The following is a 13,480-nucleotide window of genomic DNA, read 5'->3' as shown; positions in this document are numbered from 1 at the left end:
GGTAACAATGAGCTATGCTCAGTAGAATCTCGTCAGAAGGAGGCCCATGCGCCCCAAAGAACCCGAATGGACGCCGTCCAAAGAATCCCTCGATCCCAGCCGCCCGGTGCCGGCGGAGCAGCCGCGCCAGCTGCGCCGCATCATGGGTCTGTTCCGGCCCTACCGCGGCCGCCTCGCCGTGGTCGGCGCGCTGGTCGCCGCCTCCTCGCTGGTCGCCGTCGCCTCGCCGTTCCTGCTCAAGGAAATCCTCGACGTGGCGATCCCCCAGGGGCGGACGGGCCTGCTGAGCCTGCTCGCCCTCGGCATGATCCTCACCGCCGTGGTCACCAGCGTGTTCGGCGTCCTCCAGACCCTGATATCCACCACGGTCGGCCAGCGCGTGATGCACGACCTGCGCACCGCCGTCTACGCCCAGCTCCAGCGCATGCCGCTGGCCTTCTTCACCCGCACCCGTACGGGCGAGGTCCAGTCCCGGATAGCCAACGACATCGGCGGCATGCAGGCCACCGTCACCTCCACCGCGACCTCCCTGGTCTCCAACCTCACGGCGGTGATCGCCTCCGTCGTCGCCATGCTCGCCCTCGACTGGCGGCTGACCCTCGTCTCGCTCCTGCTGCTGCCCGTCTTCGTGTGGATCAGCCGGCGGGTCGGGCGCGAGCGCAAGAAGATCACCACCCAGCGGCAGAAGCAGATGGCGGCCATGGCCGCCACCGTCACCGAGTCCCTCTCGGTCAGCGGCATCCTGCTCGGCCGCACCATGGGCCGCGCCGACTCCCTGACCCGGTCCTTTTCGGAGGAGTCCGAGAAGCTGGTCGGCCTGGAAGTGCGTTCCAGCATGGCCGGGCGCTGGCGGATGTCCACCATCGGCATCGTGATGGCCGCCATGCCGGCACTGATCTACTGGGCCGCCGGCATAGCACTCCAGACCGGCGCGCCGTCGCTGTCCGTGGGTACCCTCGTCGCCTTCGTCACCCTCCAGCAGGGACTGTTCCGGCCCACGGTGAGCCTGCTGTCGACCGGTGTGCAGATCCAGACCTCGCTCGCCCTGTTCGCGCGCATCTTCGAGTACCTCGACCTGCCGGTGGACATCACCGAACGCGAGGACCCGGTGCGCATCGGCCGGGCGAAGGGCGAGATACGGCTCGAGGACGTGCACTTCGCCTATGACGGCAAGAACGGTCCCACGCTGGCCGGTATCGACCTCACGGTCCCCGCCGGCGGCTCACTCGCCGTGGTCGGACCGACCGGATCGGGCAAGAGCACCCTCAGCTACCTGGTGCCCCGGCTGTACGACGTCACGGGCGGACGGGTCGCCCTCGACGGGATCGATGTCCGCGACCTCGACTTCGACTCGCTGGCCCGGTCGATCGGCGTGGTCTCCCAGGAGACCTACCTCTTCCACGCCTCCGTCGCCGACAACCTGCGCTTCGCCAAGCCGGACGCGACCGACGAGGAGATAGCCGAGGCCGCCCGCGCCGCCCAGATCCACGACCACATCGAGTCCCTGCCCGACGGGTACGACACGCTGGTCGGTGAGCGCGGCTACCGGTTCTCCGGCGGGGAGAAGCAGCGTCTGGCCATCGCCCGCACCATCCTGCGCGACCCGCCGGTCCTGATCCTCGACGAAGCGACCAGCGCGCTCGACACCCGTACGGAGCACGCGGTGCAGCAGGCCATCGACAAGCTGTCCGCGGGCCGCACCACCATCACGATCGCGCACCGGCTCTCCACCGTGCGCGACGCCGACCAGATCGTCGTCCTGGACGCCGGGCGCATAGCCGAACGCGGTACGCACGAGGAACTCCTCGCCGCCGGCGGCCGCTACGCCGCCCTGGTCCGCCGTGACCGGGACGCCGAGACGGCGCCGCGGCCGGCCGACGGCGAGCCGGCCGGTCAGGAAGCGACGGCCCCGGCCAGTGCCGGAGTGCCGGAGGTTTCGCGGGCCAGCAGACGGCGGATCTCTCGGACGGCCGCGCCGCCCGCACGGTTGGCCCCGATGGTGGAAGCCGAAGGGCCGTAGCCCACCAGGTGGATCCGCTCGTCGCGGACCGCCCGGGTGCCTTCGAGCCGGATGCCGCCGCCCGGTTCCCGCAGCCGCAGCGGCGCCAGGTGGTCGACTGCCGCCCGGAAGCCGGTGGCCCACAAGATCACGTCGGCGTCGACGCTCCGCCCGTCGGCCCAGCCGACGCCGGTCGGGGTGATGCGGTCGAACATCGGCCTGCGCTCCAGCACCCCCGAATCCAGCCCGGCCCGTACGGCGTCGTTCAGCGCCAGCCCGGTCACACTGACCACGCTCTGCGGGGGCAGGCCCCTGCGCACCCGCTCCTCCACCAGGGCCACCGCCGCCCGGCCCTCGGCTTCGCCGAAGCGGGAGTCGCGGAACACCGGCGGACGGCGTGTCACCCAGGTGGTCGCTGCCGCCACCTCGGAGATCTCCAGCAGGTGCTGCACCGCCGAAGTGCCACCGCCCACGACCACCACGCGGGCGCCGGCGAACGTGGCCGGTCCCGGATAGTCCGCGGTGTGCAGTTGGCGGCCCCGGAAGGTTTCCTGTCCCCGATAGCGGGGCCAGAAAGGACGGTCCCAGGTACCCGTGGCGTTGATCAGGGCCCGGGCCGACCACCGGTCGCCGGACGCCGACTCCACCAGCAGCCGCCCGTCCGCACCGTTGCGCACGGCCGTGACGTCCACGGGGCGGCGCACGCGCAGCCCGAAGCGCTCCTCGTAGGTGGCGAAGTACTCCCCGATGACCTCCGACGACGGCCGCAGCGGATCGGCGTCGGCCAGCTCCATGCCGGGCAGTGCGTGCATGCCGTGCACCTTGCCGTACGTCAGCGAGGGCCAGCGGAACTGCCAGGCGCCACCCGGAGCCGGCGAGTGGTCCAGGACGACGTGGCCGATGCCCGCCCGGGCCAGGTGGTAGGCGCCGGACAGGCCCGCCTGCCCCGCGCCGATGACCACGACGTCCACCGCTGCCGGGTCCCGCTCCACAAAGTCGTTCACGGTTCTACCAACCCGGGACCGGCCCGCCCTCTTCCCCCGGAGCCCCCCGAAGTCAGGCCGCCCGGTGTTCGCCGAGCCATTCGTAGGCGGTCTCCGCGTCGAAGGCCGCCGGTCCGCCGCGGAAGAGGAGGCCGGCCGAGGCGAAGGCGGGGTGGGTGGCGGTGGTGGCCACGGAGGGGATCGCCAGGCACTCCATTCCCGCTGCGCGAGCGGCCTCCGCGCCCGGCGCCGCGTCCTCGACGACCACGCAGTCGGCGGGGTCCGCGCCGAGCCGGCGGGCTGCCTCCAGGAACACGTCGGGGGCGGGCTTGCCGTGCGCCACTTCCTCGGCGGAGACCGCGACGCTCAGCAGCGTGTCCAGGCCGGTCCCGGCCAGTACGGCCTCGATCGCCTCCCGCGAGGAACCGGACGCCACCGCCATCGGAACCCCGTCTGCGTGCAGCCGCTCGACGAACCTGCGCATCTCCGGGAAGGCCTCTGTCCCTGCGCGGGCAAGCTCCAGATAGGCGGCGTTCTGCTCCGCCAGCAGCCGCGCGACCGGCGCGCGAAGCCCGTACCGCTCCTTGAGGATCTCCAGCGTCTCCATCGTCCCGATGCCGATGAAGGGGGAGTGCTGCTCCCAGGTGAAGTCGGGCACGCCGTGCCGTTCCAGGGTGCGTCGCCCGGACTCGTAGTAGTTCGGCTCGCTGTCCACGAGGGTGCCGTCGAGATCGAATATGACGGAAAGCATTCCGTTCAGCCCGTCCTGCCGGTCGAGTGCGTGTCACGGCCATTTTGTCAGGGTTTGGCCGCTGCTCTTCCCACCGCTTCGACCAGGGGCAGCAGCCGGTGCGCAACCCGCTCGCGCAGAGCGACCTCGGTACGGGTACGCACGACGCCCGGAAGCCGGATGAGGCCCTGGATGACGTCCTCCAGATGCGCGTTGTCCCGGGCCGCCACCCGGGTCAGCAGGTCCCCGCCGCCGGTGATCGAGAACGCCTCGATGATCTCGGGTACGGCCGCGAGTGCGTCACCCACCTCGTCCAGGTGCCCCTGGGTGACCTCGATGTGGACGAAGGCCAGCACCGGGTGCCCGAGCGCGGCGGGGGAGAGGACCGGACCCGTCCCGGTGATCACCCCGGTGCGCTCCAGCCGGTCGAGCCGGGCCTGCAGGGTGCCGCGCGCGACGCCCAGCAGCCGGGCGTACTCGCGCACGCTGGTGCGCGGCTGCTCGATCAGCAGGCGCAGGATCCGGGTGTCGAGCTCGTCCACCGCCATGCCGCGACTGTACTCACCGCAGGCCCTCCTGCGGATCGTGACGGGGCCGCGGGCGCACCGGCAGCCCGCGCAGCCACAGCCGGACACGGTGGTAGCGGATGCCCACCGCCACGGCGGCGGTCGGCCAGGGGTGGCGCAGAGATGCCCGCAGGAGCCCCCGTAGGCCGGATGCCCGGCGGCGGCCCCGCACCGTCGCCGTCAGCCGGGCACCGTCCGCCCCGCCCGAAAGGCACACGCTCAGGGCGAGGTGCTCGCCCGGCACCGGGAGCCGCATCCGGTAGTCGCCGTCCACCTCCAGGAAGGGGGACGCGTAGAACTCCTTGGCCACCCGGGCCGTGCCCTGCGCGGCCTGCGGGCCCAGGAGGTAGCAGTGCCGCTCGCCGTACGTGTTGTGCACCTCGGCGACGACCTGCAGCAGGGCCCCGTCCGGGCCGTGGCACCAGTACACGGACAGCGGGTTGAAGACGAAACCCAGCACCCGGGCGTGGGCCAGCATCAGCACCCGGGAGCCCGGCGGAAGCCCGGCGCCGCGCGCGGAGAGGAACCGCTCCAGCCCTGCCCGGATGGTCGGCGCCCCGCCACCGAAGTGGTCCCGCGCCTCGAACCGGGCGAGGGGGCACAACGGCGCCGGGAGGCGGGGGAGTTCGTCGAGGTCCACCAGCCACAGGTACGTCCGGTGGCGCAGGGCGTACGCCCGCTCCCCGGACCGCACGTGCCGCAGCTCGGCCTCGTACACCACCGCCCTCACCAGACCACCCCGAGCGCGGCGGCCGCCTCCACGCCCGAGCGGCAGCCGTCCTCGTGGAACCCCCACCCGTGGTAGGCCCCCGCGAACGCCGTCACCGGACCCGACAGGCCGGGCAGCAGCCGCTGGGCGGCCACCGACTCCGGTGTGAAGACGGGGTGTTCGTAGGCCATCTCGGCCAGCACCAGCTCCGGCCGCACCCGGTCGTCCGCGTTGAGGGTCACCACGTACCGCTGCGGCGCGTCGAGCCCCTGCAGACGGTTCATGTCGTAGCTGACGAGGACCCGCGCGTCGTACGGGTCGCAGCCGGACAGCCGGAAGTTCCAGCAGCCCTGCGCGGCCGCCGAGCGCGGCAGCACCGAGGCATCGGTGTGCAGCACCGTCCGGTCGCGGGAGTACAGGAAGGCGCCGAGCACCGCCCGCTCGGCGTCCGTCGGGTCGGCCAGCAGCCGCAGCGCCTGATCGGCGTGGACGGCCACGACCACCGAGTCGTAGGTGACGGCGCCGTCGGCGGTGCTCACGCGGACCCCCTCCGGGGTGCGCGCGAGCGCCCGTACGGGGGTCCCCGCACGGACCGCGGCCGCGCCGAGCCGCTCCCGCAGCCGCTCGACGTAGCGCGCCGAACCGCCTTCGACCGTGCGCCAGCGCGCCGAGCCGTCCACCGGACCGCCCACCGCGAGCATCCCGTGGTGGGCCAGGAAGCGGAACAGGTACCGGGCGGGGTAGCGCAGCGCCGTACGGGGCGGGCAGGACCACACCGACGCCACCAGCGGAATCGCGAAGTGGGCGGTGAAGTACGGCCCGAAGCCGCACTCGCGCAGGAAGTCGCCCAAGGTCACCTCCGCCGAGACGGCGGGAGTGGCCAGCAGCAGCCGGGCCTGCCGGCGGAACAGCGGCACCTGCGCCAGCATCCGCAGGTAGCCGGGCCACGCCGCCGACCTCGGCCGGGCCGCCGGCCCCCGCGGTCCCCGCGCGCCCGCGTACTCCAGCCCGCAGCCCTCGCACTGCACCGAGAGGCTCATCGTGGTCGCCCGGGTGGCCACGCCGAGCTCCCCGAACAGCCGCCGCAGATGGGGGTAGGTGAGGTCGTTGTGCACGATGAACCCGGAATCCACCCCGCGTACGCGGCCGTCCGGGCCCGTCACCTCGTGGGTGTGGGCGTGGCCGCCCAGCCGGTCCTCGGCCTCGTACACGGTCACCTCGTGCGAGCGCGCCAGCACGTAGGCCGCCGTCAGCCCCGAGACACCCGCGCCGACGACGGCCGTTCGCGGCCTTGGTCCTCCTCGCTCCGTCATCGTGTCCTCCTTCCGGTGGTTGCTTCGTAGCCGAAGGGCGCCCGGATGGGCTTGCGCAGGGCCCCGTGAAACGGGCCGTGCGGTCGCAGGTGCATCCGGACGCGCCCGCCCCGCGGAATCCCTCACGGAATGCCGAGCGCGGACCCGTGCGGAATCCTGTACGGGGGCACGAGAGCGGAGAGCGCCATGACGGGACGGCGATGACGGGCGCGGCGGCAAGGCACTGCCTGGTCACCGGGGCCACCGGCTACATCGGCGGCCGGCTGGTGCCGGAGCTCCTCGCTGCCGGTCACCGGGTGCGCTGCCTGGCCCGGACGCCGGAGAAACTGCGCGACCACCCCTGGGCGGGCCGCGCCGAGGTCGTACGGGGCGACGTCACCGACCCCGGATCGGTCGCCGGGGCGATGCAGGGCATCGACGTCGCCTACTACCTCGTGCACGCCCTCGGCTCGGGCTCCGGCTTCGAGGGCCGCGACCGCGAGGCCGCCCGCGTCTTCGCGGAGCAGGCCCGGGCGGCCGGGGTCCGGCGCATCGTCTACCTCGGCGGGCTCACCCCCGAGGGCATCCCGCTGCGGGAACTCTCCCCGCACCTGCGCTCCCGCGCCGAGGTCGGCGAGATCTTCCTCGGCTCCGCCGTACCGGCCACCGTCCTGCGCGCAGCCGTCATCATCGGCTCCGGGTCCGCCTCCTTCGAGATGCTGCGCTACCTGACCGAGCGGCTCCCCGTGATGGTCACCCCCAGCTGGGTCGGCACGCGCTGCCAGCCCATCGCCGTCCGCGACGTGCTGCGCTACCTCGTCGGCAGCGCCGGCATGCCGCCCGAGGTCGACCGCGCCTTCGACATCGGCGGCCCGGACGTGGTCACCTACGAGGAGATGATGCGCCGCTACGCGGAGGTCGCGGAGCTGCCCAAACGGCTCATCATGCGGGTCCCGATGCTCACCCCCGGCCTCTCCAGCCACTGGATCGGCCTGGTCACCCCGGTCCCGCGGGCGCTGGCCCGGCCGCTCGCCGAGTCGCTGCGGCACGAGGTGGTCTGCCGCGAGCACGACATCGCCGCCCACGTCCCCGACCCGCCCGGGGCGCCGCTCGGCTTCGACCAGGCCCTGGTCCTCGCCCTCCAGCGGGTGCGGGAGGCCAAGGTGACCACTCGCTGGTCCTCCGCCGGTTTCCCCGGCGCCCCCAGCGACCCGCTGCCCACCGACCCCGACTGGGCGGGCGGCAGCCTCTACACCGACCGGCGGGAGCTGCCCGTCGACGCGTCACCCGCCGCGCTGTGGCGGGTGGTGGAGGGCATCGGCGGGGACAACGGCTGGTACTCCTTCCCGCTCGCCTGGGCGGTACGGGGCTGGCTGGACCGGCTCGTCGGCGGGGTCGGCATCCGGCGCGGCCGCCGGGACGCGGCCCGGCTCCGGGTCGGCGACAGTCTCGACTTCTGGCGGGTGGAGGAGATCGAGCCGGGGGCGCTGCTGCGGCTGCGCGCCGAGATGCGGCTGCCGGGCCTGGCCTGGCTGGAGCTGCGCGCCGACCCCGATCCGGCGGACCGCCGCCGCGCACGCTTCCGCCAGCGCGCCCTGTTCCACCCGCACGGGCTGCTCGGCCACCTGTACTGGTGGAGCGTGTCCCCCTTCCACGCCGTGGTCTTCGGCGGGATGGCGCGCAACATCGCCAAGGCCGCCGAACGGCTGGAACGCGATGGCCCGCGGGGCGCATCCACCCCGGCGCCCGCCGCCGAAGTACCGGGTGCGAGCAGCACCCCACAGCCCTGACCCGGAGCGAGAACCCATGAACATCGCGGTGGTCCTGTACACCTCCGACCTGCGCGTGCACGATCATCCGCCGCTGCGCGCCGCCCTGTCCTCCTGCGACCAGGTGGTTCCGCTCTTCGTGCGCGACCGGGCCATCGAGCGGTCCTCCTTCGCCGCGCCCAACCGCCGGGCCTTCCTCGCCGACTGCCTCGCGGGACTGGACGCCGCGCTGCGCGAGCGCGGCGGCCGCCTGGTGATCCGCTCCGGTGACGCAGTCGGAGAAGTGCTCGCCCTCGTACGGGAGACGGACGCCGACGAGGTGCACATGGCGGCCGGGGTGAGCGCCTACGCCCACGCGCGCGAGGAACGGCTGCGCGCCGCCCTGGAAGCGGAGGGCCGGCGCCTGTACGTGCACGACATGGTGGTGACGGCCGTGGCCCCCGGTGCGCTGCGGCCCTCGGCCTCCGACCACTTCGCCGTCTTCACCCCCTACCTGCGCCGCTGGACCGAACTGCCGCCGCGTGCCGTCACCGCCGCCCCGCGCGTGGTCAGGGTTCCCGCGTCCCCGCGCTCGGAACCGCTGCCCGAGCGCTCCGCCGTCACGGGCGTCTCCCCGGGCCTCGCGCGCGGCGGCGAGCGCGAGGGCCGCCGGCTGCTGGGCGCCTGGCTGCGCGGGGGTGTCGACCGGTACCACGACGTCCACGACGACCTGGCCGGCGACGCCACCTCCCGTCTCTCCCCCCACCTGCACTTCGGCACCCTCTCGCCCGCCGAAGCCGTCCACCGCGCCCGCGCGGCCGAAGGCCCCGGCGCCGAGGCGTTCGTCCGGCAGCTGTGCTGGCGCGACTTCCACTACCAGGTCCTCGCCGCCCGCCCCGACTCGGCCACCCGCGACTACCGGACCCGGCACGACCGCTGGCGCACCGACGCGGGCGCGCAGGAGGAGATCCAGGCCTGGAAGGAGGGCCGGACGGGCTACCCCGTCGTCGACGCGGCCATGCGCCAGCTGCGCCACGAGGGGTGGATGCACAACAGGGGCCGGCTGCTGGCCGCGAGCTTCCTCGCCAAGACCCTGTACGTGGACTGGCGGATCGGCGCCCGCCACTTCCTGGACCTCCTCGTGGACGGGGACCTGGCCAACAACCAGATGAACTGGCAGTGGGTCGCCGGCACGGGCACGGACACCCGGCCGGGCCGCGTCCTCAACCCGGTCCGCCAAGGCCTGCGCTACGACCCCGAAGGTGCCTACGTGCACCGGTGGGTGCCGGAGCTGGCGGGGCTGCCCGCGCCGCGGGTGCACGAACCGTGGCGGCTGCCGGCGGCGGAGCGCGCCCGGTACGACTATCCCGAGCCGGTAGTCGAACTCGCCGAGGGGCTCGCCCGTTTCCGGCAGGGGCGGGGCATCGAGTGATCCGGTCGTGGTGCTCCGGCGTCCTAGGGTGAACGGGTGGATCCAGTGCAGCCCCATGACCGCGAGCCGCCCGACGAGCCCGTGCCGTCCCACGAGCCCGTGCCGCCCCGTGGCCCGGTGCCGCCCCGCGCACCCGTGACGCCGGCCGATCCCGCGCCGCTGCCCGCCGCCGCGTTGAGTACCGGCGCCGTCGCCCGCCGCCTCGGGGTGTCGCCGACCACGCTGCGGTCCTGGGAGCGCCGGTACGCCATCGGCCCGGCCCGCCGGGAGGACGGCCGCCACCGCCGCTGGACCCCCGCCGACATCGCCCGCCTGGAGCTGATGTGCCGGCTCACCGCGCAGGGCGTGCCCCCCTCGGCGGCGGCCAGGGCCGCGCTCGACGCAGCCGCCGGCGGCTCCGGGGCGGCCCGGGCGGCGACCGTGACGCCGGGCGGGTCCACCGCCCTTCCGCTCGGGGAGGTGCGGACGGAATGCAGGGGGCTCGCACGGGCCGCCGTACGACTGGACGCGCCGGCGGTGGAGCGACTGCTGGACACCGCGCTGACGGAGCTCGGCCTGGTCGTGGCGTGGGAGGAGGTCATCGCGCCGACCCTGCACGCGGTCGGCCGCAAGTGGGCCTCCGCCGGGGAGCGTTACGTGGAGGTGGAGCACCTGCTGTCCTGGCACGTCTCCGGCGCCCTGCGCAGTCGGCGGCCCGCGCCCCGCCGGTACGAGGCGCCGCCGGTGCTCCTGGCCTGCGCCCCGGACGAGCAGCACAGCCTGCCCATCGAGGCACTGACCGCCGCCCTCGGGGAGCGCGGCCTGCCCACCCTGATGTTCGGCCCGGCCCTGCCCGCCGAGGCGCTGCGCGAGGCGGTGCGCCGTACGGGCCCCCGCGCCGCCGTGCTCTGGGCCCAGTCGGCTGCGACCGCGGACCGCGCCCTGGCCAGGGCGGTCGCCGGCATCGAATGGGGGCCGCACGGCGCCCGAGGGCATTCGGTGCTGCTGCTGGCGGGGCCCGGCTGGGGTGCGGGTACGTCCGGTCCGCGCACCGAGCGGCTGTTCGGCCTGCGCTCGGGCCTCGCCGTCATCGAGCGGCTGTGGGGCGCGCCGCCGGATCCCCCAGCGAGCGGCGCAGCACCTGCAGCGCCCGGCGCATGTGGCTCTTGACGGTGCCCAGCGGCAGACCGGTGCGGGCCGCGATCTGCGTCTGGGTCAGGTCGCCGTAGAACGCCAGCCACATCACGCTCCGCTGGGCGGGGGGCAGCCGGGACAGTTCGCCGAGCACCAGCAGCCGGTCCAGCGCCTGCTCGGGCTCCGGCGGTGCGTGGGCGGCGGGGGACCGGGTGCGTTCGTGGAGCGCGTGCGCGGCGGCCGAGGCGGCCCGGGTCCGCCGGGTCCTGGCCTCCAGCGCGTCGGCCACCTTGTGGCGGGTGATGCCGGTGAGCCAGGCCCCGAGGCCGCCCGGGCCGGGGCGGTAGTGGTGCCGGCCTCGCCAGGCGGCGAGGAACACCTGCTGCGTCACGTCCTCCGCCTCGCGTTCGTCACCCAGAGCGCGGCGTGCGAGGGACTGCACCAGCGGCCGCCAGCGGCGGTAGGCCGCCTCCATGGAACGTTCGTCGCCCGCCGCGAACCCGGCGGCGTCGGGATCGTCCCGGTCCGGACCGCCGTTCGGACGGACCGCCCGGGCCCGTTGGTGGATCAGGTCGTCCATGGACCGAGGGTGGCGAGCCGGTCCGCTCCCCTCCAAGTCGCATCGTTTCCGCATCGGATCGCTGCGGTGGCGTACATGACACGCTGCGCTCACCCCATCGGTGCGGCCGACCGTCTAAGGTCCAAGGATGAGCGACTTGTTGCTGGTGAGACATGGTGAGACGGCCTGGAGCGCGAGCGGGCGGCACACCGGCCTGACCGACGTACCGCTGGCCCCCCGCGGCGTCGAGGAAGCCATCTCCCTCGCCCCGTTCTTCCACGACCGCCGTCCCGCCCTGGTCCTGACCAGCCCGTCGCGCCGGGCCGTGGCCACCGCCGAACTCGCCGGACTGACCGGCGGCATCCCCGACCCCGACCTGCACGAATGGGACTACGGCGGCTACGAGGGCATCACCACGGCCGAGATCCGGCGCACCCGGCCGGACTGGTCGCTGTGGACCGACGGGGTCCCGCCGGGCGACGCCGGGCACCCCGGGGAGGACGCGGAACAGGTCGGCGCCCGCGCGGACCGCGCGCTGGCCCGGGTCGACAAGGTCCTGCGCGAGGACCGGGGCGACGCCGTCGTGGTGGCCCACGGCCACTTCCTGCGCGTCCTGACGGCCCGCTACCTCGGTCTCGCCCCGCAGGACGGGCGCCTGTTCCTGCTGCGCACCGGCACGCTCGGCGTCCTGTCCACGGAACACGGTCTGCCGGTCGTCGCGGGCTGGAACACCCGCCCCTGAGACCCGCGCGGCGGCGTTCGCGCCGCGCCCTCCCCGTCTCGCGCCCCGCCGCCTCGTGCCCGAGCATGCGTATATGGCGCAGGACGGTAAGGGCGGCGGCGACGGGCAGCGCACCGCGCCGGCCGAGGCGGGGCTGAGGCCCGACGCGATCGGTTTCCTCGAAGCGCTCGTCATCGGCCTGAACTCCACCTCGCCCGCCTACTCGCTGGCCGCCGTGATCGGGCCGATCGTCGCGGTGGCCGGCATCTACGCACCGGGCGTGATGCTGGCCTCCTTCGTACCGATGCTGCTGATCGCCGCCGCCTTCTACTACCTCAACAAGGTCGACCAGGACTGCGGGACCACCTTCTCGTGGGTGACGCGGGCGATGGGCCCCTGGGCGGGCTGGCTCGGCGGCTGGGCGATCACCATGACCGGGGTCCTCGTCATCGGGTCGCTCGCCGACGTCGCGGTGCGCTTCGGGCTGCTCGCGGTCGGCCTCGACGGCCTGGCCTCGAACGAGCCGGTCCGCCAGACGCTCGCCGTCGTGGTCATCCTGGCCATGACCGCCGTCTGCGTGATCGGCACCGAGATGTCCGCCCGGGTCCAGGACGTGCTGATCCTGGCCCAGGTGTTCTTCCTCCTGGCCTTCGCGGTGGTCGCCCTCTACCGCGTCTACGCCGGCACCAGCAGCCTCGACGCGATCGAGCCGTCCGTCGGCTGGCTCAACCCCTTCGGAGCGGGCGGCGCCGCGCTCACCGGCGGACTGCTCCTCGGCGTGTTCATCTACTGGGGCTGGGAGTCCGCCGTCAACCTGACCGAGGAGGTCGAGGACTCCGCCACCGCGCCCGGCAAGGCGGGCATCTGGTCGACGGTCGTGCTGCTGGTGACCTACCTGTCGGTCGGGTTCGCCGTCGTCGCTTACGCGGGGACCACGTTCCTGGCTCAGCACGCGGGCCAGGAGGAAGCGGTCTTCGGCGTGCTCGCCCACGAGGTGATGGGCGGCTGGGACTGGATGGTGCTCCTCGCGGTCTGCACCTCCGCGCTCGCCTCCACCCAGACCACGATCATCCCCGCCTCCCGCACCGCCCTGTCGATGGCCCGCCGGCACGCGCTGCCGCACGGGCTGGCGCGCATCCACCCCCGGTTCCGGACCCCGGACGTGAGCACCTGGTGGGTGGCCGTCATCGCGATCTGCTGGTACCTCGCGGTCAACCAGATCAGCGAGAACGCGCTCCTCGACTCGCTGACCGCACTCTCGCTCCTCATCGCCTTCTACTACGCGCTCACCGGCCTGGCCTGCGCCGTCTACTACCGGCGCCACCTGCTGGAGAGCCCGCGCAACTTCCTGCTCATCGGGCTGGGCCCGGTCGTCGGCGCCGGACTGCTGACCTGGCTACTGGTGGAGTCCGTCAACGACATGTCGGAGCCGCAGAACTCGGCCGGGGGCGTCTCCTGGCTGGGCATCAGCCCACCGCTGCTCATCGGCATCGCCATCGCGCTCGCCGGGGTGCTGATCATGTGCTTCTGGAGGGTGCGGGACGGTCGCTTCTGGCAGGAGCGGCGCGGGGTGGCCGACCCGGCGCTCGTCCCGGGCCGGCACCGCCGGCCTCGCTGAGCCGTGCCGA

At 74.0% G+C, this 13,480-nt stretch carries 11 protein-coding genes and 1 pseudogene; 6 read left to right on the top strand and 6 right to left on the bottom strand.

Annotation, left to right across the window (positions count from 1 at the left end):
• Positions 1-46 precede the first annotated feature (46 nt).
• The gene (locus OHA81_RS05140) at positions 47-2,020 is read left to right on the top strand and encodes an ABC transporter ATP-binding protein (RefSeq protein ID WP_329193195.1); all 1,974 of its coding nucleotides are present in this window, start codon (positions 47-49) and stop codon (positions 2,018-2,020) included.
• Here the strand turns inward: OHA81_RS05140 and OHA81_RS05135 are convergent.
• The 5 genes and pseudogenes from OHA81_RS05135 to OHA81_RS05115 all read right to left on the bottom strand — a co-directional run.
• Positions 1,924-3,003, bottom strand: a pseudogene (locus OHA81_RS05135) (NAD(P)-binding domain-containing protein); the annotation flags it as partial. The gene OHA81_RS05140 and the pseudogene OHA81_RS05135 sit on opposite strands and share 97 nt — an antisense overlap.
• Before the next feature lie 52 nt (positions 3,004-3,055).
• Positions 3,056-3,733: an HAD family hydrolase gene (locus tag OHA81_RS05130; protein ID WP_329193193.1), complete on the bottom strand. Its 678-nt coding sequence runs from the start codon at positions 3,731-3,733 to the stop codon at positions 3,056-3,058.
• A gap of 47 nt (positions 3,734-3,780) precedes the next feature.
• Positions 3,781-4,260, bottom strand: a complete 480-nt coding sequence (locus tag OHA81_RS05125; RefSeq protein ID WP_329193192.1) for an Lrp/AsnC family transcriptional regulator — start codon at positions 4,258-4,260, stop codon at positions 3,781-3,783.
• A gap of 13 nt (positions 4,261-4,273) precedes the next feature.
• Complete coding sequence (locus tag OHA81_RS05120; RefSeq protein WP_329202000.1) at positions 4,274-5,011, bottom strand: DUF1365 domain-containing protein; 738 nt, start codon at positions 5,009-5,011, stop codon at positions 4,274-4,276.
• The gene (locus OHA81_RS05115) at positions 5,005-6,300 is read right to left on the bottom strand and encodes an NAD(P)/FAD-dependent oxidoreductase (RefSeq protein ID WP_329193191.1); all 1,296 of its coding nucleotides are present in this window, start codon (positions 6,298-6,300) and stop codon (positions 5,005-5,007) included. Before OHA81_RS05115 ends, OHA81_RS05120 begins: the two co-directional genes overlap by 7 nt.
• Positions 6,301-6,500: 200 nt before the next feature.
• Between OHA81_RS05115 and OHA81_RS05110 the strand changes: the two genes are divergently transcribed.
• From OHA81_RS05110 to OHA81_RS05100, 3 genes are all read left to right on the top strand, one after another.
• The gene (locus OHA81_RS05110) at positions 6,501-8,069 is read left to right on the top strand and encodes an SDR family oxidoreductase (protein WP_329201998.1); all 1,569 of its coding nucleotides are present in this window, start codon (positions 6,501-6,503) and stop codon (positions 8,067-8,069) included.
• Between the two features lie 16 nt (positions 8,070-8,085).
• Positions 8,086-9,459 carry a cryptochrome/photolyase family protein gene (locus OHA81_RS05105; protein WP_329193190.1) on the top strand — a complete coding sequence of 458 codons (1,374 nt, stop codon included), beginning with the start codon at positions 8,086-8,088 and terminating at the stop codon, positions 9,457-9,459.
• A 117-nt stretch (positions 9,460-9,576) separates the two neighbouring features.
• Positions 9,577-10,608, top strand: a complete 1,032-nt coding sequence (locus OHA81_RS05100) for a MerR family transcriptional regulator (RefSeq protein ID WP_443056748.1) — start codon at positions 9,577-9,579, stop codon at positions 10,606-10,608.
• On the opposite strand, the gene OHA81_RS05095 is transcribed toward OHA81_RS05100, so the two are convergent.
• Positions 10,526-11,047: an RNA polymerase sigma factor gene (locus tag OHA81_RS05095; protein WP_443056747.1), complete on the bottom strand. Its 522-nt coding sequence runs from the start codon at positions 11,045-11,047 to the stop codon at positions 10,526-10,528. The genes OHA81_RS05100 and OHA81_RS05095 overlap by 83 nt on opposite strands.
• Positions 11,048-11,279: 232 nt before the next feature.
• On the opposite strand from OHA81_RS05095, the gene OHA81_RS05090 reads away from it, so the two are divergent.
• Together OHA81_RS05090 and OHA81_RS05085 are read left to right on the top strand one after the other, a co-directional pair.
• Positions 11,280-11,873, top strand: a complete 594-nt coding sequence (locus OHA81_RS05090) for a histidine phosphatase family protein (RefSeq protein ID WP_329193184.1) — start codon at positions 11,280-11,282, stop codon at positions 11,871-11,873.
• 73 nt (positions 11,874-11,946) lie between these two features.
• The gene (locus OHA81_RS05085) at positions 11,947-13,470 is read left to right on the top strand and encodes an APC family permease (protein ID WP_329193182.1); all 1,524 of its coding nucleotides are present in this window, start codon (positions 11,947-11,949) and stop codon (positions 13,468-13,470) included.
• Positions 13,471-13,480 lie beyond the last annotated feature (10 nt).

This window comes from Streptomyces sp. NBC_00667 (genome assembly GCF_036226825.1).
Taxonomy (GTDB): Bacteria; Actinomycetota; Actinomycetes; order Streptomycetales; family Streptomycetaceae; genus Streptomyces.
This window is presented reverse-complemented; position numbering and strand designations above follow the sequence as displayed.